The sequence below is a fragment of the Parabacteroides sp. AD58 genome, from assembly GCF_023744375.2.
In the GTDB taxonomy this organism is placed as follows: domain Bacteria; phylum Bacteroidota; class Bacteroidia; order Bacteroidales; family Tannerellaceae; genus Parabacteroides; species Parabacteroides absconsus.
In genome coordinates this window covers 408,675-429,630 of sequence record NZ_CP146284.1, presented here as the reverse complement: position 1 = coordinate 429,630, position 20,956 = coordinate 408,675, and the positions used below count along the sequence as shown (strand labels likewise).

The window sequence follows — 20,956 nt, the reverse complement described above, 5'->3', positions numbered from 1 at the left end:
TGAGCGACATTGGGCGACACACGTCAACAGTACGGTTTTCGGGTGTTGTATCTTTGTAGTGTGACAAGAGAGGAAGAGGCGCGGTTGCCGAACCTGTAAAAAACTTGTCCCGATAAAGTTATGGCAATTTCTTATACCTTAGTGCAGCGAAAAGACATGAGTAAGGGCGCGTTGGAAGGCGCAAAGTTGTATTATGCCCAGGCAGTGAGCACGCGCCGGGTGAATTTCGATGATTTGTGCGACGAGATCGCTGAAACCTGTACGCTGACGTCGGCCGACATCAAGGCGGTGTTAGACCGTGTGATCTGGGGCATGGTAACGCACCTGAAGAACAGCGAGATCGTTCAGTTCGGCGATTTAGGTAACTTCCGCATCGCTGTGGGCAGTAGCGGAGCGTCGACGCCCGAAGAATTCACGGCGACCATGCTCCGCAAGCCGAAAGTGGTGTTCCACCCGGGCAAACGCTTGCAGGAGATGCGCGATGTTGCCAAGTTCGCCCGCTTCACCGTCGATAAAGACGAGGGCGCAGATGCTGGCGGCGGCGTGTAAGCCCTGCCCTGTAATGATCCGGCTTCCCCGAAGTCAGGCTGTCACATCAGTCGCTTCCGGGAAGACAGATTTGTTTTTGGATGGATTGATGAAAGAACAGACATAGCCCTTGATTTTGTGCCAAAGGGAAGAGAGGAAGACGGAATTATCCTTCATCTTCCGCTTCGAACTCTTTCCGGTGTGCTACTATCTTTTTCATATTGGTCTGTGCCCACTCCGTTAGCTGAACAATAAGAGGAACCAGCGTGCGCCCCATTTCCGTCAGTTGGTATTCGACTTTCGGAGGAACAACAGGATAAGTTGTACGTGAAACAAGACCGTCTGCTTCCAGTGTCTTTAATGTACCCGACAAAACACGTGACGAAATATCCGGTATCAACCGGCATAATTCGCTAAAACGAACCTTTTCGTGTTCGCTTAAAACCAACACTACCAATAAGGCCCATTTATTGCCAAAACGTGCGATCACATTACGAACCGGGCATATTTCAATGATTGAGTTTCTCTCTTCCTTTCTTAGCATCTCTTACAAATCAGAAGTTACTTTTATCGCAAAGTTAGTCATGATATCCGTTATATAATACAGCCTACTAAAAATTATATTTCTTAACATATCACTAACAGACTGGTTTTGTACAAAAGCGAGAAATAGGTTACTATGGGATAAAAATGTAACGTATTGTTGGATAGCTTTGTTAAAGCTAACTTTACAGCATTATATGCGTGAATAACATTGCCTCTTACGGTCTGTTGCACTTGGTGAAACTCTCTATATAATCAGACCGGAGTAGAATAGCTGCCGGCAAAGTTTTTTCCGCAAAGAAATTTCATTTAATCAGTAAAATAACCAAAGAAAAATGACAAAAGTAATGACTATGCCATCAGTAACCGACGCGAACAAACAGGTAATGGAACAGTTTATTCGCTTCATCAATACGGGCGACAAGAGTATCGGAGAAGCCATCATCTCGCCCGACGTAATATTTTATGCTCCGACTTCTCCTGAGCCCCTGCACGGATTCAATGGCTATATTGCCGTTCTCGACATGATGCGTGGAGCCATGCCGGATGTACAATGGAAAGCGGAGGAATTCATTGCGGAAGGAGACAAGGTGATGATCCGTTTTACGATGAGCGGGACACAAACACAACCTTTCATGGGAATACCGGCAACAGGAAAGGCTGTCAAAGTAACAGCAATGAATATTTATCAGCTGAAAGACGGCAAGATTATTCGGGAACACGGGTTGCCCGACATCTTCACGATGTTGCAACAGCTCGGTGCCATTCCGGCTCCCGCTCCTCAACAATAACCGGGATACGCGAAGTGATGGAGTATTTCTAAAATTCCGGTGAGCCTCAGCGGGAACTTGACTGCTCAGGGGAAAAACCGATGAGGCTCAGCGGAATTCATCTTATATTACTACTCGTTTCTTTTCTCTCAATAAGAAATCTTACAGCCTACGAAATAACTCCGCGGCATGCCGGGACCATATATATAACCCGCATCGCGTTTCTCGCCCTGGTCGAAATCATTCTGATAGGCATTGAAGATATTCTTCACGCCGGCATTCACCTGCAGGGTTACGGTCTTAAACAACGGAATATCATAGCCCACCTTCAGGTTCAGGTCGAAGAAATCGGGCGTCGTCACATCCTTATCCGGGATATTGTATCCTTCCCGCAAATTATGCTGCACCAGCATGCTGCCCGTATACGTTCCCGTCAGGGCAAGCGACAGACGCTTCACCGGCGTAAAGGTGGATGTCAGGTAACCATACAAATCGGGTGTGCGGTACATCTTTTTCTGCGGAGTCACATCGTCGCTCCACTGCATGGCTTCCTTATAACGGCTCCGCTGCCAGGTAGCTCCTGCCTGAATCTGCATCCACGAGTAGGCCATCTTTCCTTCCAGGTTCAATCCCATCACCCGTGCGCCGGAAGCATTATAACGCACCATCACGATATCGCCATGCTCGTCGAGGCCCGTCTTCTTCAGATCAAACACATCCTTCAAGTCGGTATAGAATCCTTCCACCAGGAAGTTCACCTGCACCGGACCGAAGCGATGGTAGTAATCGACCGACGCACTCAGGCTGTTGGAACGCTCTTCCTTCAAATTGTCGGACAGTTCAATCTTCGAAACCGTACCGCCCACCGCCTCGATATGCAAATCTTCATCGAATGCCTGCGGAGCCCGGAAACCGCTTGAGTAAGCCAGGCGGATATTGATATTGTCGGTCGGGTTATAACGCACATTCGCCCGCGGACTGAAGATGACATGATTGATCAGGTTGTGCTTATCCAGACGGCCACCGATCAGGAAGCTCCACCGTTTGTTCTTCCATTCATTCTGCAAGAACACACTCTCGATATGTGTCGTCTGCTTCACCTCGCGGTCGTGACCGAGCATCAAGTCGTGCAGATTGTCGAAGTTATACTCCAATCCAGTAGTCAGTTCGGCCGGCATGAACAGGCAGCGGTCGAACGAATAGCTATATTGCGAGCCGACGATAGCCGTCATATCCGTGGTCGAGCCATAAGCATTCGGGTCTTTTCCGGCTCCATAATAACTCTCGCGCTTGGTATGCTGTGCCGACGCATAGGCACCGAAACGATGCTTATAATCTTTCGAGAACAAATCATACTTCAATCCGCCACCGTTGATGTCATGATCGGTCTGCTCGGCAATATCCGCTTCGTGAGGAGGCTTGTTGAACGAGTTTCCGCCCCGGCGGAATTCATGGATACCATGATACTCCAACGTCAGTTTCGAATAATTACTTGTCTTCAGGTACGAACGGAAACCGATGGTCTTCGCACGGATTTTTCCCAATTCCGAATAACCGTCGCCGTCATGGTCATACGGATCACGGATACGGCTCTGACCGAAGATATAAATACCAGCTTTCTGATCGTCGGTTACCAACGAGGCATTCACCGTGGTGTTATTGTCGGCACTGCTTCCACCAACCATGGTCAGCGAATGAGACACCTGGGCCGAATTACGTAAAGGCTCTTTGGTAATAATATTGATGGTTCCCGCAATGGCCGACGAGCCGAACAGGGCCGAGCCGCCACCGCGCATCACTTCCACCCGTTCGATCATATTGGCCGGAATCTGTTCCAATCCATACACGCCGGTTAATGCGCTGAAGATAGGACGGCTGTCTACCAATATCTGCGTATACGGTCCGTCCAGTCCGTTGATACGCACCTGCTGGAAGCCGCAGTTCTGACAGTTGTTTTCCACCCGCACTCCCGGCTGGAAATTCAGTCCTTCGGCCAACGACACCGCGTTGGACGATTCAAACACTTTCGAATCCAAGACATTCACCAGCGACGGAGCCATCCGGCGTGTTGTCTCATTGCGGTTGGCCGACACGACGACGCCATCTAGGGAAACGGCATCTTCCTCTGCCTCAAAATTTACCTCCAAGGTTTTCCCCTTCTTGAGGACCACCTTTTTCTTGACCGTCTGATACCCGATCGATTTCAGCACCAGCTGAAATTCTCCTTCCGGCAGATTGGTCAACGAGTAATGACCGGTAGCATCGGTAACCGTTCCGATCGTTGTTCCTTCCAGGAAAATATTCACATAAGAGATATGCTCTCCTGATTTTTTATCTACAACATGTCCGAAGATATTGGCATCAGACGGATTCAAATTCACTCCCTCGTGTTCAGCTCTGGCAGCAAACAGGATACAGCACAGGCTGAACCATACTAAAAATATTCTTTGCATGATTTCAATTCTTTTAGGATAATAAATTGGGGATGCCCTCTCCTTTCGACAGAAGAAGCCATAATGATTCAGGGCCCGGAAAACTATCCTGCCCTTTAGATTAAATGAATGAAATCAGAACCGGAGGAGCCCGCAGATGATAAGGAATAAAACAAACCTTTCTCAAGAACCCGAAAACCTGCGATTCAATTTCCTGCAAGAAAGAAGGAATGAAATCGAACAGAGAGAGAACGGTAACGGCTCCGTCTTCTACAGTAATCGTAGAAAGAGCATGAAACAGCTGCAATTCCTGTAAAGAATGCTTATGCTGTCCGTCCTTGTCTTGAGAAGGGTGAGCGTGCACGATCGTAACACCGTTCACAATATGAACATGTGTGAATGAGACGATTTCTCCCAAATACAAGATGAAGATAATCGGGAGAATCCATCGGAGATATGTCTGCAATCGTGCTTTCAATGATCAAATCTTTTTTGGATCTGCAAAATTACGGAAATCAAGAGAAAAGACAATACCTATCTTCGGGTATTTCTTCCAAAAACGAGAAAAGGCTTGAAGAAGATCGTTCCCCAAGCCTTTCCGACTATCATCCATCTGTTTATTTCACTTCCACCATGCCACTTGCCGTATTCGCTGCAATCTGCCGGTCGTACATCGCCTCGCAACTCACTGGCGGCAGATAGAATTTACCCGGATATACAGCACAAAGGTTCACGCGAACCAGCACATGACTGCCCGGAGCCAGATAATCGACATAGCTGCATACCCGATCATCACGAATATCCTGATAACTGACATTGCTGTCTGCTGAAGAAACAACCGTCGGCATAAAGCGTGTATTCAGGATTTCCCAACCCGACGGGAAGATTTCTGTCAATACCAGATTCCGCAAAGGCAAAGCCGTCGGGTTCTGGATCAGTACCTGCGCAGTGAAATTCGTTCCCTGTTCCAAGGAAGCGATATCCAAAGGCCGGCCATCGGTTGTCTGATACGTGACAGACAGCTTCAGTTTACGCTGCGACTCTTTCACATCCTGCTGCGGAATCTCGGCCAACGATTCTGCCTGGACATACAAGGCCGTTTCCCCTTCGTTCTTGATCACAAGATCGGAGGAAGAAGAATCCGCCCCCTCCAACAACCGGTCTGACCAGACAGACTTCTCTGTCCGAACCGTTTCCTGCTGGTCTGCATACTGATAAGTGAACTGCATTCTTCCGGTCTTCGTAGGATACTGCTGATAATAGCCCGCCAATGCCACCAAAGCAAAAGCCGTCTCCTGCGTACTCAGCCAATCATCCGAAGCAAGTTTCTTGGCCAGACGAGTAACCAGCGTAGTCGCTTCCTCATTCTCTTTCACCAGGCAAAGAGCGACCAGCCGTATGGCTTCATTCCGGAAGGCCGAACCAAACGTCTCATCATATACCAGCGAAGATGTCGAATTCTCAGTTGTCTTCTCCAACAAGGTCTTGGCTACGTCAGAGCGTCCGACCACAGCATACGAAGCCGACAACATCCACTGAGCTGCGACAGGCAATTGCTGCTGCGCACGAAGGCGGTTCATGGCTCCCATATCTGCTTTATTCGCCAAGGCCAAGACATACAGCCGATAAGCCTGTGTCAACATCTCGGCTTCCTGCTGATAACCCGTTGCGACCGGTTTCCATCCCGACGCCATCTTCTGCAAATCAGCCAAAGCCTGCAGCTTCAAGGTAGCCGGAACTGCATATCCTTTTCCTTCAGCCATCAACAGGAAATGCAGGGCATAAATACTTCCCCATGCATTCGAGTTGCTCTGTCCGGGCCAATAAGCAAAGGAGCCCGTCGGCAACTGATACGAGCGCAAGCGGCTGATGATTTGTTTCACCTGCTGTTCGGCTCCCATTACCTGATCGGCTGTCTGTTCCGATACATCCGACAGATACAACTGCGGGAACGCTTTTGAAACCAGTTGTTCCAGACAAGCATGCGGATAGTCTGTCAGCTCGCTTAACCGGGCAGATAAATTGAGAGGCTGAATAGACGAGACATCCAACAACAGGCGGTTGCTTCCATTCATTCCGCTTAGCTGAACCGGCTGCTTCCAGGTTTCACCCGGCTTAATAACGGCCTCCCAGCCTTTTCTTTGTACCGTAGTAACCGTCCGTACCGCTAAATCAGCAGCATAAGTTGATATTTCGCCTTTCCCTTCCGCCTGCATGGTAACCCGGATCTTGTCTACCGGATTCTTCACTTTGATCCGGAAAGAAACCGTTTTGTCATCTTTCTTCGTGAAATGAAGCGTTTGCGTGGTATTACCCACTATTTCGACAGCAGCAGAACATTGCAGTGATACCGTTACGTCTCCGACGTTATCTTCCGTAGCAAAAACCGTAGCCGGAATGACGATTTCTTCATTCGTTCCCACAACCCGTGGTAACGTACCTAATAACATAACCGGCTTACGGACCATGATACTTTGTTCCGTATGACCAAATGAGGCACCGTTCGTAGCAACCACCATCACCCGAACACGACCATTGTAATTAGGAATATCAATCTGATGCGTTTTCCGTTTGCCTTTCTTCAATTGGAATGGACCTATGAACTTAACAACCGGAGCAAAGCGGTTCACGACAGCTTTCGGTCCCTTGTTCAAGGCATCATCACCACCAATACTGAACAATTGTTCGATTCGTCCGCCATAAGCACCCAGAACATAATTATACAAATCCCAGGTCTCTACACCTAAAGCTTCGCGAGCATAGAAAGTCTTCCACGGATCGGGCGTCTGGAAACGGGTCAAATCCAACAAACCTTCATCTACAACTGCTAAGGTATATGACATCGCCCGGCCTTTCTGTTCCGAGACTGTCACCTGGCACATACTCTCCGGTTTCCATTCTTTAGCCGTTGTCAGCTGAGGATGCAAATGACTCTCTTCTGAAATTACGGTAAACGGAACGACACCGAACATCCGGATAGGCATATCATTCACCGTTGCACCATGCGGTTGTAACAATGAAACGAACAGATAAGCATTCGGCTGCATCTCTTCAGTTGCCCGAATGGTAAAAGTCGTCTGATTCGCTTCACACTCAAACTCTTTTACCAGCAATACGGTTGAACCGGTCTGTACACTGACAACAGCACGGCTCCTGGTAGAAGAAGGAATCGTAACCCGAATATCCTCACCTGGAACATAACTGTCCTTGTCTAACTTGAATTCCAATATGGAAGCCGCATCTGTAGTCGAAAAATCTCGCTCCCTATTCACATTAGGCCAGTCGAAATAACTAACCACTCCAGTTGTATGTCCGCTCTTCCGATCTTTTGCCTGGATGAGATAAGTTCCCCAATTCTTCTCATCGAACGAAAGGGCTAAGGAAGCTTTTCCGGTTTCATCGGTAGTCAGCTTTTCCGGTTTCACCGGTTTATAATAACTGCTCGAGGTAAAATTGGCCAATGTACTCTGGTCGGCACTCCACCACCAATACCAATCCAATTTATAGACGGAAACATCCAATTCTGATCCAGCTATCGGCGTACCGTTATAATCGACAGATACGAGCTGGAAGGTATGATCCTGATCCGTACTTAACGGTTGCCGGTCCGTCTGTGGAGAATGAATACCGACATAACGCTGATAAGGAGAATACAACAAACGAACCGCATCGATACTGAAATCGCCGGATTCTTCATAAACTTTCGTCGTAAAACTACCCAACAACATTCCGGGTGCTGTTGCACCCACATTCAGCCGAATCCTCACAGAAGCATCACCTTCACCATTTGTAGTTCCGGAAATCAGCTGACTTTCTTCACTATTAAATGACACCGTCGGATTATCAAACGTATAATCCGGATAATTCTTGAATGAAGTTCCGGTAGAAACGAATGTCCCTTTCACATCATATTTCAAGTTACGTGCTTTTGCCCCTTGTAACCATTCGGCATGCAACGGAATAGAAACCTCCTGTTCCCGAAGCAATAAATCCGGAACATCCAACCGGATTTTCAGGCGATTCGGTTTGATGCTTTCCACCCGAAGTCGCTTATCAAACGACACGCCTCCTACTTCAACTTTTACATTCCAGGCGCCCGTTGGAACCGATGCTTCAGTCGGAATATGGAAAACATACAACCCGTCACTTCCTTGTGTACTGACTTTCTGCTGATACAGTTGCCCCAGCGGATTAAATAACGATAGCTTCACCGGATGATGGGCCGGTAACATCTTGCTTCGGTCGAACAACATGAATCCGACATGAATGGTATCGCCCGGACGCCAAACACCTCTTTCTCCATAAATGAAACCTTTGATTCCTTTCTGTACAACTTCTCCATCCACATCAAATGAGCTCAAAGAGAGATTAGAACCTTCATTCACTCTTAGATAGGAGCGCTGTTTACCTTCTGAAGCCAACAGATAGTAAGGACGTCCACCGGCTTTTCGGCAATCAAAGACCACACGTCCGTCATTATCCGTAGTCCCTTCAGCCAATAATTCTTTCTGATAGTTATAGGCTCCGATCTGCACACCACTCATCGGTTCCGTTGTTTGCAGATGATGTGCCAGCACAACCATCTTTCCGTCAGTTCCAGCCATCGCCATCAGTCCGATGTTAGAGACCAATATATTCTTTCCGGCAGAACGATTGAAATAATAGGAAGGAGAACACGGATCATTCCGCTCGGCATACTTATACGTATTCCAATCTGTATTCAGACTTTCCTGATAATACCAGCCACCGGCATCAAACTGATTCAACTCTTCCCGAAAAGCCATCTCGTTTTCAGCCAGAATCTGTTCTTTCGTCTTGGTTTCCAACTGAGGACAATCATACGCTGAAAGACTTTCATCGAACGATAAAATAACCCGATAGATAGCTCCCGGTTCCGGATCAATGAGTTGCTTCAGATCAAGGGCAAATGTGTTCCAACGCGTCAGATCGTAATTATGCTCGTCGAAGAAGATGACCTGACGGGTAATCAGCCGGCCCAAACGCATCAGTTCAGCCGTGCCATCCAGTTCATTCGTCTGGAGAAATTGTCCGATATTCTGTTCTCCGATTTTCACCACTCTAACAACTACCCCTTTCAGCGCTATTGCCTGGAAAGGAACATGCAACTTGTCGGACTGCGGAATGATCACGCCATCACCCATGAACCGGACATCCGGACATCCGTCGTTTTCCCGGATTTCCCTTGTCTCATCTTTCGCCAGTAAAGTACCTGATGTACTTTGAATCTCTTTCTTTAAGACAACCTTTAAGTCTCCGTTCCGATTCTGATCCGGATATAAACGCAACTTATTTCCTTCTACCGATACCAGTTTGGAAACGTTGTCTTCGATATAAGCCAGACCATCTAATACCTGATCTTTCTTCAACGCCTGTGTAAAAGTCACTTCCACATATCGTTCCGGAGTCCGGACATACTGGATATCAAACACCGAGAAGTCATCTTTAGCCGGGACAGACGTACAAACCAACGTTTTTTCTGCAACATTCCATTTGTTGGGCAACACGGAAAGGCAGACATCTTCACTTCCCGGCACAATGTTCTCAAGCGTCAAAACATGCTTCTTCCCGTCTGATCCATGCTGCCAGACACCTTTCAGGTCGGATGATGGACCGACTAATTGTTCTACGTTAGCAGGCAATTCTCGATCGGAAGTCAGGACAAGGTAAGTCAGATTATAATTCCCGCTATTCGAAGGATTTATGTCTAAAGAGGAAAGATAAGCCTTTACCTCAAGGGCTTTTGTATGAAACGAAGTGGAGAAATGCTGATACTTCTTTTCCGGAATCGATTTCCAAGCCGCAAGATCGACAGACAACGTATAACGTGTATCTCGTTCCAGACAGCCGGCGGGTTTGAACTTCACAATCCGCCCTTCTTCCAGTACAAACGTGCCTTCAGCCTTAGGATTCAGCTGTACATGTTCTTTCCATTTGCCCTCGGCTTGCATCTCTGCCGGAATTTCCTCCTGCAGAACCAATGTTGGTGTCACATACCGTGACACCAAGCCGGAAGTAAACGCCTCCACATACGGGTTAAAAGTTATTGTTTCCTTTGTTGAATCGGAAAAAGAACAACTTATCAGACTCAGATAGCTTAACAAAGTAAGCAGACAAAACAAATATCGATTCATGGCAGTTCTCTCTTTTATTATATAAAAAATGTATGTAAAGATATTCTCTCACAGCACAGCCCGGGCTGTTGCACGATTGATTACCGGAAACAAATGTATTGAACCCTCAATACGATCAGATACGAGCAATTAGTTCGGAGAACAAAGTTGTCATTCGTTCAGCAGCCCGATTGGCAGCCTCAATCACATCATTAGCATCGTTCACAAAATCATCGGCAAAATGATAACCTTCATTGGTAATGACCGACATACCAAACACCCGGATACCACAATGACGCGCTACGATGACTTCAGGAACCGTACTCATTCCAATAGCATCGCCACCGGCTTTTCCATAGAAAGCATATTCGGCAGGTGTTTCATACGACGGACCAGTCAGACCAACATAAACACCTTTCTTTAATGCGATCTGTTTCTCTGCGGCAATTTCTTCCATCAGACGGATAAACTCCCGGTCGTATGCCCGTGTCATGTCAGGGAAACGCGTACCAAATTCCTCTTTGTTCGGACCAATTAACGGATTGGGCATCATATTGATATGATCACGAATAATCATCAGATCACCAACCTTGAAACTCGTGTTGATTCCTCCGGCCGCATTTGAGACAAAGAGGTTCTTGATACCTAAAAGTTTCATTACGCGGATAGGAAACGTCACTTGTTCCATCGTATAACCTTCGTAATAATGGAAACGTCCCTGCATGGCCAATATTGATTTACCACCTAACTTGCCACAGATAAAATTCCCTTTATGACCCGAAGCTGTTGAACGCATAAAATGCGGAATCTGGTGATAGGGAATTATTGTAGGCTCTTCGATGGCATCAGCCAATGAACCTAGTCCACTACCTAAAATTACAGCTGTTTCCGGCTTGCCGGATATACAAGCGGCTAAGAAAGACGCTGTTTCAGCATACAAATCTCTTGTTTCTTTCATATCTATATCTTCTTATCGTTTTACTAAATTATAGGCGCACCGAGCGGCCTGTTCCAATATTTCTGCTTCACCCGGTACTTGCTTATGACGCATCAATACTTTACCATTGCAGATAACCGTATCAACACAACTTCCATTGGCTGCATACACCAAATTGGAAACAAAGTTGAAATTCGGGGTAAATGCCGGACTCTGCAAGTCAATCAAACAGAGATCTGCCAGATATCCCGCTTCAATCCGACCAGCTTTCAGACCTAAAATGTCTGCTCCCGTACAAGTAGCTGCCTCCAGCATTTCTGACGCAGTCAATACTTCCGGATCTTTCCGCCAGGCTTTTCCCAACAAAGCAGCCTGTTTCATGGCTTCGATCATATCCAGATTATTGCTGGATGAACAGCCGTCCGTACCAAGTCCTACTTTTACACCGGCCTCTTTCATTTCAGCGAACTGAAAGCAGATACCCGAAGCCAACTTCATATTTGAGGCCGGATTATGAATAACCTTTACTCCATAATCAGACAGCATCCGGATTTCGTCTTTATCAACATATACACCATGCGCTATAACCAAACGCGGTGATAATACGCCAAGCTTATACAGATAACGAACCGGTGAAAAGCCAAACTGACGAATAGAATTGTTCACCTCTTCTTCTGTTTCCGCCAAGTGCAAATGTATTAAACATCTATGATCGTTGGCAAATGAATGAATCCATTGCAGCAGCTCTCCTGAAACCGTATAAATTGCATGAGGACCTAATGCATACTGAATTCTCGAACCATATTCATCTACAACCGAATATAACTTCTCACATTCTTTTTTGCCTTTCTCGGTGAGCGCTGGATCAAAACGGTCAAAACAAACTGCCGATAAATATCCTCGGATTCCCATTTCTTCAACGGCATCCGCTGTTCCCCGGAATTTCTGATACATGTCCAGAAACGTAGTTGTCCCGGACTTAATCATTTCTAAGCAAGCCAATTTGGCGCCCCAATACACGTCCTCGCGTGTCATCTTCGCTTCGTTGGGCCAAATTTTCTGTTCCAGCCAAGGCATTAACTTCATATCATCAGCAAACCCTCTGAACAGAGTCATAGCAGCATGCGTATGTCCGTTCACTAATCCGGGAATAACTGCCATGCCCTTCGCATCAATCACTTCAGCATCCTCTGCAACCAGGTCTTTACCAATTTGGCTGATCAGATTCTTTTCTATCAGAATGTCAACCTTTTGTTGGTTCAATTCTGCCTGTTTAATCAATATCCGATGAATCATCTTATGAAAATTTAGCTTTGATATTCTTTATTTTCTCTTCCCGAATCCGGGAAAGTAATTCCTTTTTACAATTTTTCTTGACAGCGACCAATGCGCATGATTCAAAGACTTCGATCACACCCACGTCTTCTCGGTTAATCTGTCCTTTCTGGTACAAGAAACCGGCAATGTCTTTCTTGCTTAACTTATCCCGTTTTCCCCGATGAATAGTCAGTGTAGTCCATTCAGAAGCCTTTGGCCGACGAGGCTTTTCGGGTAAAAAGAACTCTTCCGGTTCCGGTGAAACATATTCCGGCACAGTTTCAGCTTCATTCAATAACAAATAAGCGGCACCTTCGGCATGCATACGCGCTGTTCGCCCGTTACGATGCACAAAAGCCTCTTCATTCAGTGGCAGATGATAATGGATCACATGCTTCACTTCCGGGATATCCAATCCCCGGGCTGCCAAATCCGTTGATATCAAGACAGAGGCAGTCCGATTACGGAAAAGAGCCAACTGCTGTTCGCGGTCTGCCTGTTCCATTCCACCATGGAAGCAGACACAGTCTACTTGTTTTTGGGCCAGAAATTGTCCTACCCGCTCAACAGACTCCCGATGATTACAGAATACTAAAGCTGATTCTCCATCCAATTCTCCCAACAGTCCATAAAAACACATCAGTTTGTCCTTCTGAGGAGACCGAACCTGATATAATTTCAGACCTTTCAATGATTTCGTAGCAGTCAGATAAGAAATCCGTATCGGCTGATGCAAATGGATAAATTCCGGTATTTCGATCGCTTCCGTTGCCGAAGTCAAAACCTTACGTCTTACCTGTGGCAAACGGGCCATGATCTTTTTCATCTCTGGAACAAACTTCAACTCCAACGACTTGTCGAACTCATCCAAAATAACCGTGTGTACCGACTGTAAAGACAGATTTCCTTTCTCTATATGATCCAGAATACGTCCCGGTGTTCCTACTAATAATACAGGCGGATGCTCCAGACTCCGTTTCTCTACCTGGAAAGGATGCCCGCCATAACAGCAGGTTACTTTTAATCCTGTTCCCAACGAACGGAACACAGATTCTATCTGTAAGGCCAGCTCCCGAGAAGGAGCAATCACCATCACTTGCGTTTTCTCTTCTGGTGTTAATATCGGTAATAATGGCAGCAAAAAGGCCAAGGTCTTACCCGATCCGGTCGGACTGAGCAAAACCAAGTCTTTTTTTGTACCAGCCTCCAACACCGACCGTTGCATATCGTTCAGCGATGCAATGCCTAACCTCTGAAGAGCTTCTGATATCTTATCTTGATCTGACATATAATATCTCTTTATTCATTTGGGTGTTGTCTATATAAATGATCTGCCTGCTGACGTACTTTATTCAACAACATCTCAGGATAATCCGGATATTCCGCATAAAAGGCTTCAACCTCATCCCGGGCCTGAAGGGATGAATGGGCACCTAACAAAGACCGTAACCACGACGTCGGGAAAAAGATATCGCCTGTCCGTTGTACTTCTTGCAAGACGTCCAAAGCCGGACGGATGTATTCTACCGACTCTTTTTCTCTTAACCGATGGTTCAATAATGACAAGGCAGCAGAAGCCCACGGCTCAATCCGACGGTTATCAGCTATAAGCAATGCGTCAAATACACTGTCACGAACTTCCTTCCGGGGTGAAACCGACGGAGAGATAAAACGGTATTCTGTCTGTCTGTCCGGATTTGAGATACGCTTTAATTGCTCTTCCACAATTTCATCCGCCTTTTCTGGCAAACGGATTGCCAGCTGATATGACAGGTTGATTTCATCCCGTTCGCTTAAAGGTAAACCGGCTCTTTTATCTTTGTTCTTCCATAAAAGATACAGACGGTCTGTCGCCTCCTTTGATTCTGCCAGATTCATATATTGGCGGAAAGCCTGTAAGCGACGTCCCTGAGTTTTCCCTTCAGCTACCAGTTGCCATAAACCGGTTTCGAGCCAAGAAGGAGTCTCTGAAAGAAAATGTGCCGCATTTCCTACATATCCTAATGCTGAAGAATACAACAAATCATTCTTTTCCTGTTTAAGATAAGTCAACAAAGATTTCAGAAAATAATCTGCATCCAAAGTTCCTTGCTGTAAATTTTCATATAAGGTAATAAGCAAAGAACCTTTCAGTACATCATCATTTGTTGTATCTAAACTGGCAAATGCTGCTTCGCTATCTGTGCTTCCAAGACGGAAATAACCATATCCCCGCCCGTCAATATTCGGCAGAATCGACGGCTTTTCATATGTATGCGTTAACTTAACCGACTGAATGCGATCTGTATCTCCTATTTCCACCATCACATCTTCTGTTGTACCTTCTTCACAGATGCGATACTTCAACTGCTGGGGCCAAACAAATCCCCTATCCCTTGGATCTGATTCTTCCACATGCAGACTGTCACCACTTACATAAGCTTGCAAGACTGGCATTCCCGGTTCTTTCACCCAGACCTGACTCCAATGAATCAGGTCCCGTTCAGTGTATTTGCTTAATATGGCAATTAACTGATCCCAAGTTGCATTAGCATAACCATAAGTCATCAAATAGTCATGAATTCCTTTCTGGAAAGCGTCAGCTCCCATCCGCTGAATCAGCATTTCCAGAACTACCGGAGATTTATCATATACAATATTACTATATACCAGACCTGCATTTCTCAAATTATCCAAATCTTGTTGAATTGGAGTTGCTCCGTCAGTCCGGTCTTCCGCATAAGCTGCCGGTATATAACTACGAATAAAATTTAACCGATGATTTATGGTTGGATAAACAGGTTCTACCATCCTTGCGGCAAAATAATTGGCAAAGACTTCTTTCGTCCAGACATCATTAAACCATTGCATCGTAACATAATCACCAAACCACATATGGGCCGTTTCGTGGGCAATCAAAGTACTCCGCCTCAATTGTTCATCTAATGTTGGCTCCTCATTCAGGAACATGCTTTGATCATTATATAAAGTTGCTCCCGTATGTTCCATGCCGCCATACTGGAATCCCGGAAGAATGACCAGATCATATTTGGCAAACGGATAAGGAACACCTGTATACGCTTCCATCCAGTCTAATGCATCCAATACTTGACGGGCTATCTCCGGACATTGCTTCTGACGGGCAGGATCAGTTTCCCTATGATAAATTGAGATATCCCGATTTCCTCTTGAGAAAGTTTCTTTCTCAAGCTTCCCGGCAACAAATGAGAATAAATAGGTAGGCAACGGCTCAGTTTCCTGAAATGTTATGATATGTTTCCCCGGGTGAGACAACGAATCTATCTTTTCAATTTTACCATTGGCAACAGCTCTCCATGATTCAGGAACAGTTAATTCCAACGAATAATGTGCTTTAATATCAGGTTGGTCGAAACAAGGGAATAATGTCCGCGCACGATCAGGAACCAGCAATGTATATAAAAAATCATCTCTTCGGTTTAACGACTGATCAGAGGAACGAAATACTATCGAAACCATATTTTTCCCGGACCAGGAACTGGATGAGGGCACAATGATATGTTCGTTCTTTACACTGTAATCAACAGGTTCCCGATTTAGCATCACGGAAATGATTTGGGAAGAATCGCCACGAAAGTCAATAATCAAAGGTAACTTTTCTCCTTGATCCCATAAAATATTGGCCACTCCCGTAACAGGTTCCTTCTTATTTTCAGGTATATGAAACGACAAATTATATGAAACATTCAAATATTTTTCTGATCGGAACACTGCCAGCTCTTTACTCACTCCCGATTTAGCCAATACATTCAAGACATCGTCACCTGATTGGCACGACATCATTATAAGCGCCAAAAATATATTTCCTATCCATCTCATGCCACCATCTCCTATTCACGTATATATTCTGCAATCTTCATGAAATTACGTTCCAACAAATACATTTGTTTAGCCATAAATGAGAAAAAATCGCCCCAATCTTCACGTCTGTGAAAATCTATACCCGTCTTTTTGGTATAGATACGAGCAACCTGTTGACCGGTTTCACGAACAAAACATATATCCCAAATCAGACCTTCTGGAAAATCCTTTTCCAAATTATCTCTATACCATGTCAATTTCTCATACATTTCCAGGCGCTGATCTTCCTGCCGATGGTTAACTTCCAATATGACAAAAGCACCATCCCGAGTTGCATCAAACTTCAACTCAACCCCTTTTACTTTTGTATTATATAAAACCCACATCTTACGACGCCGGCGTAAATAAGGCTGAACTTCACAATAGGAAGCAAAACTTTCCCAAAACTCTTTCTTTAAACTTTTTAGTTCATCTTTACTGTACATGCATTTGCTTTTCTTTCCGATGAAATACCTGATACTTTCTCAACAGGAACTACCAGGTCTTATAAAAGTAACCGGTATATGATTCCAAATGTTTTTATCTTTTAAATATTTCCTTTTTCTTTACACAAAAACCTCCGATCTGCCCCTTTCTCCCGTTTCATAAACCGAGAAACAAACAGAGGCGGATCGGAGATTCACTATATAATCAAGATTATTTCAAAGTACCATTTTGTGCATCCTCTATCATCTGCTGACTTGGCAAAATCAGAATTTCAACACGACGGTTCAACGCACGGCCTTCGACGGTTGAATTATCAGCCACCGGCTCGTGAATACCTTTTCCTTCATACGTCATGCGCTTACTGCTGACACCTTGATCAACCATCAAATAATCAAACACACTTTTTGCTCTTTTTTCTGACAAGGTTTGATTATAATCAACATTACCTGTATTATCCGTATGGCCGACAATCTTAATATCCGTATCCGGATTCTGATTCAAACTGGTCGCCAGATTACGCAATGCACTCTTTGAAGCATCGCTCAAAGTACTTGAATTAGTTGCAAACAGAATACCCGAATCGAATGTCACCTTCAAGGCTTCTCCTTCATTAATTGTTTCTACGGTTGTTTCCTCAGGCAAAGTAGCTTCGAGTTCCTTCTTCTGCTTATCCATTTTCTTTCCTATCAAGGCACCGGCAGTACCACCAACTGCAGCACCGATAACTGTGCCTAATGCCGTATTACCAGCCAACGCACCAACACCTGCACCAACGGCAGCTCCACCACCAACACCTATGGCAGCTCCTTTCTGCGTATTATTCCAAGTGCCACAACTTGAAAAAATCAATGCAAAAGAAAGAAGCAATGCTGACAACACTTTCACACTTTTCATCTTGTTCCGTTTTTTATTAGTTATTATTCAAACATATCTAATGACTCGCAATAGGCCATTTCTCCCTGCACAATAAAGGTGATTTCTTCTGGAGTAAACTTTCCTACACCATCTTTCAGCGCATTCTTGACAACAAAGGCCGTCAGTTCGTCTTCATCGATTTCTATTTCTGTATCATCATCAATATCTTCATCCATACAGCCTTTACTTTCGTAGTATTCATAAATCACATCAACAATATAATTTATATCATCATTGCTGAATTTGCCTTTTAACTCCTGAGGTAAATAATTCTGTATAAATTTCACGGATTCATCCTCGTCATAGATAAAATCTTTATTCTCGCCCATAATTTAAAGCTTTAATGATTAAACTATTGACAAATATAGTATTTATTTTCATAACAGCAATAAGAAAGGCACAAAAAAAGCCCTGGCTGCTTTGCAGCAACCAAGGCTTCTATTTTACTTCATGAATATACGCTTTAATTCTTGAAGATAAGTCCATCACCATTGCGGTCGATCACAATTGGACGAGACCGGTCAACATGACCACTTAAGATCTCTTTTGACAACTCATTCAAGACATACCGCTGAATAACTCGTTTAACAGGACGTGCACCGAATTGCGGATCGTAACCTTCGTGACTGATAAAGTCGAGAGCAGCATCTGTAAACTGCAAGTCGATACCGTTCTTCTCAACCATCTTCTTCACCGCATTCAACTGCAAACCTACTATTTCACGAATTTCCTTTTCGTTCAACGGTGTGAACATGATGATTTCGTCAATACGATTCAAGAATTCCGGACGAATAGTTTTCTTCAACAATTCGAGTACCTGTTTTTTAGTCTCTTCAACCACCGTATTCCGGTTGGCATCGGTTATCTTTTCAAAGTTTTCCCGAATCAAGGAAGAACCCATATTACTTGTCATAATAATAATGGTATTCTTGAAGTTTACCGTACGGCCCTTGTTATCCGTCAGTCGACCATCATCCAATACCTGCAACAAGATATTGAATACATCCGGATGAGCTTTTTCGATTTCATCAAACAAAACAACCGAATAAGGTTTACGACGAATAGCTTCTGTCAACTGACCGCCTTCATCATATCCTACGTATCCCGGAGGTGCACCAATCAGACGAGTCGCACTGAACTTTTCCTGATATTCACTCATATCAATACGAGTCATCATGTTTTCGTCATTAAACAGATAATCAGCCAACGCCTTAGCCAATTCTGTTTTACCTACACCCGTCGTACCTAAGAAGATGAAAGAACCGATCGGTCGTTTCGGATCTTGCAGGCCTGCACGGCTCCGACGAACTGCATCCGCAATAGCATGAATAGCTTCATCCTGTCCGATTACCCGCTTATGCAATTCCTCTTCCAGATGCAACAGCTTATCTTTTTCGCTCTGCATCATCTTGGTGACAGGTATTCCGGTCCAACGAGAAACGACTTCTGCGATATCATCGCTGTCGACTTCCTCCTTGATCATAGCTGCACCACCTTGCATGCTATGCAGTTTTTCCTGCACTTCCTTGATATCGTTTTCCTTTTCCTTGATCTTACCGTAACGGATTTCGGCAACTTTTCCATAATCGCCTTCACGTTCCGCTTTTTCAGCCTCGAACTTCAAGTTTTCGATATCAATCTTATCCTGCTGGATCTTGTTGATTAATGACTTTTCGTTTTCCCACTGAGCCTTCTGTTTGGTTTCCTCATCTTTCAGGTCTGCGATTTCCTTATTCAACTGTTCCAGTTTGTCCTTATCATCTTCACGTTTGATCGCTTCACGCTCAATCTCCAACTGTTTGATACGGCGAGATACTTCATCCAACGCTTCCGGCACTGAGTTCATCTGCATACGCAGACGGGCAGCAGCTTCATCCATCAAATCGATGGCTTTATCCGGCAAGAAACGATCGGTAATATACCGTGTTGACAACTGAACGGCAGCAATGATAGCGTCATCTTTAATACGAACCTTATGGTGGTTTTCATACTTCTCCTTCAAACCACGAAGGATAGAAATGGCATCCACTTCATCCGGTTCATCTACCATGACAATCTGGAAACGACGTTCCAAGGCTTTATCCTTTTCAAAATACTTCTGGTATTCATCCAAGGTAGTAGCACCGATAGCTCTCAAATCACCTCTTGCTAAGGCCGGTTTTAAGATATTGGCAGCATCCATAGCGCCTTCTCCTTTTCCGGCACCCACCAACGTATGAATTTCATCGATAAACAGAATGATTTCACCGTCTGATTTCATCACTTCGTTTACAACAGCCTTCAAACGTTCCTCAAACTCACCTTTGTATTTGGCTCCGGCAATCAAAGCACCCATATCCAATGAATAGATCTGCTTTGATTTCAAGTTTTCAGGAACATCGCCTCGAATGATTCGGTGTGCCAGTCCTTCTGCGATGGCGGTCTTACCAACACCCGGTTCACCAATCAGGATCGGGTTATTCTTGGTACGACGACTCAGAATCTGAAGTACACGCCGGATTTCTTCATCTCGTCCGATTACCGGATCCAGCTTACCACTACGGGCCCGTTCATTCAAGTTGATGGCGTATTTACTTAAAGCTTCATACGTATCTTCAGCCGACTGACTTGTTACCTTGTTTCCTTTACGTAATTCTTCAATTGCCTTCCGCAATTCTTCTTCGGTAACACCTGCGTCTTTCAATATCTGTGAAGCTACACTTTTCTCTGTAAACAAAGCCAGGATGATCGGTTCCAATGACACATACTGATCTCCCATCTTCGAAGAATAATCAATTGCCTTCTGTAAGATAGCATTTGATTCACTCGACAAATAGGGTTCACCTCCTGATACTTTAGGCAACGATGCAATCTGAGCATCAACAGCCCTCATCACATTCTGCTGATTAATACCCAACTTCTGGAAGAGGAAATTCGTAATGCTTTCACCTGTCATCATAACAGCCTTCAGCAAATGAACTGCCTCGATTGCCTGTTGGTCATTTTGCGTAACCAACTGCACTGCTTGTTGGACAGCCTCTTGTGCTTTAATTGTAAAATTGTTAAAATTCATATATCTAATTCTCCTTTCTCATCTCT

General features: G+C 44.9%; 14 protein-coding genes. 2 read left to right on the top strand and 12 right to left on the bottom strand.

The annotated features are described in order from the left end of the window. The first annotated feature begins 120 nt into the window (after window positions 1-120). Window positions 121-549 (top strand): HU family DNA-binding protein, encoded by a 429-nt coding sequence (locus NEE14_RS01840; protein ID WP_338578764.1) that lies wholly within the window; start codon window positions 121-123, stop codon window positions 547-549. 145 nt (window positions 550-694) lie between these two features. On the opposite strand, the gene NEE14_RS01835 is transcribed toward NEE14_RS01840, so the two are convergent. Beyond that, entirely contained in the window at window positions 695-1,072 is a 378-nt protein-coding gene (locus tag NEE14_RS01835; protein WP_243323179.1) for a winged helix-turn-helix transcriptional regulator, read from the bottom strand. 334 nt (window positions 1,073-1,406) lie between these two features. On the opposite strand from NEE14_RS01835, the gene NEE14_RS01830 reads away from it, so the two are divergent. After that, window positions 1,407-1,862, top strand: a complete 456-nt coding sequence (locus tag NEE14_RS01830; protein ID WP_251967725.1) for an ester cyclase — start codon at window positions 1,407-1,409, stop codon at window positions 1,860-1,862. 128 nt (window positions 1,863-1,990) lie between these two features. Here the strand turns inward: NEE14_RS01830 and NEE14_RS01825 are convergent, their stop codons facing one another. The 11 genes from NEE14_RS01825 to clpB form a co-directional block, all read right to left on the bottom strand. After that, window positions 1,991-4,294, bottom strand: coding sequence for a TonB-dependent receptor (locus NEE14_RS01825; protein WP_251967724.1), 2,304 nt, complete (start codon window positions 4,292-4,294; stop codon window positions 1,991-1,993). Between the two features lie 100 nt (window positions 4,295-4,394). After that, window positions 4,395-4,751 (bottom strand): hypothetical protein, encoded by a 357-nt coding sequence (locus NEE14_RS01820; RefSeq protein ID WP_251967723.1) that lies wholly within the window; start codon window positions 4,749-4,751, stop codon window positions 4,395-4,397. 139 nt (window positions 4,752-4,890) lie between these two features. After that, window positions 4,891-10,425 carry an alpha-2-macroglobulin family protein gene (locus NEE14_RS01815; protein ID WP_251967722.1) on the bottom strand — a complete coding sequence of 1,845 codons (5,535 nt, stop codon included), beginning with the start codon at window positions 10,423-10,425 and terminating at the stop codon, window positions 4,891-4,893. A 115-nt stretch (window positions 10,426-10,540) separates the two neighbouring features. After that, window positions 10,541-11,362, bottom strand: a complete 822-nt coding sequence (locus NEE14_RS01810; RefSeq protein WP_251967721.1) for a purine nucleoside phosphorylase I, inosine and guanosine-specific — start codon at window positions 11,360-11,362, stop codon at window positions 10,541-10,543. 12 nt (window positions 11,363-11,374) lie between these two features. Continuing rightward, window positions 11,375-12,637 (bottom strand): amidohydrolase, encoded by a 1,263-nt coding sequence (locus tag NEE14_RS01805; protein WP_251967720.1) that lies wholly within the window; start codon window positions 12,635-12,637, stop codon window positions 11,375-11,377. A 1-nt stretch (window position 12,638) separates the two neighbouring features. After that, window positions 12,639-13,946 carry a DEAD/DEAH box helicase gene (locus NEE14_RS01800; RefSeq protein WP_251967719.1) on the bottom strand — a complete coding sequence of 436 codons (1,308 nt, stop codon included), beginning with the start codon at window positions 13,944-13,946 and terminating at the stop codon, window positions 12,639-12,641. 11 nt (window positions 13,947-13,957) lie between these two features. Further along, window positions 13,958-16,495 (bottom strand): M1 family metallopeptidase, encoded by a 2,538-nt coding sequence (locus tag NEE14_RS01795; RefSeq protein ID WP_251967718.1) that lies wholly within the window; start codon window positions 16,493-16,495, stop codon window positions 13,958-13,960. An 11-nt stretch (window positions 16,496-16,506) separates the two neighbouring features. Continuing rightward, complete coding sequence (locus NEE14_RS01790) at window positions 16,507-16,962, bottom strand: DUF4268 domain-containing protein (RefSeq protein WP_251967717.1); 456 nt, start codon at window positions 16,960-16,962, stop codon at window positions 16,507-16,509. Between the two features lie 211 nt (window positions 16,963-17,173). Beyond that, window positions 17,174-17,857, bottom strand: a complete 684-nt coding sequence (locus NEE14_RS01785) for an OmpA family protein (RefSeq protein WP_251967716.1) — start codon at window positions 17,855-17,857, stop codon at window positions 17,174-17,176. A gap of 23 nt (window positions 17,858-17,880) precedes the next feature. Beyond that, window positions 17,881-18,207, bottom strand: a complete 327-nt coding sequence (locus NEE14_RS01780; RefSeq protein ID WP_251967715.1) for a hypothetical protein — start codon at window positions 18,205-18,207, stop codon at window positions 17,881-17,883. 134 nt (window positions 18,208-18,341) lie between these two features. Beyond that, window positions 18,342-20,930: an ATP-dependent chaperone ClpB gene (gene clpB / locus NEE14_RS01775; RefSeq protein ID WP_251967714.1), complete on the bottom strand. Its 2,589-nt coding sequence runs from the start codon at window positions 20,928-20,930 to the stop codon at window positions 18,342-18,344. Between the last annotated feature and the right edge of the window lie 26 nt (window positions 20,931-20,956).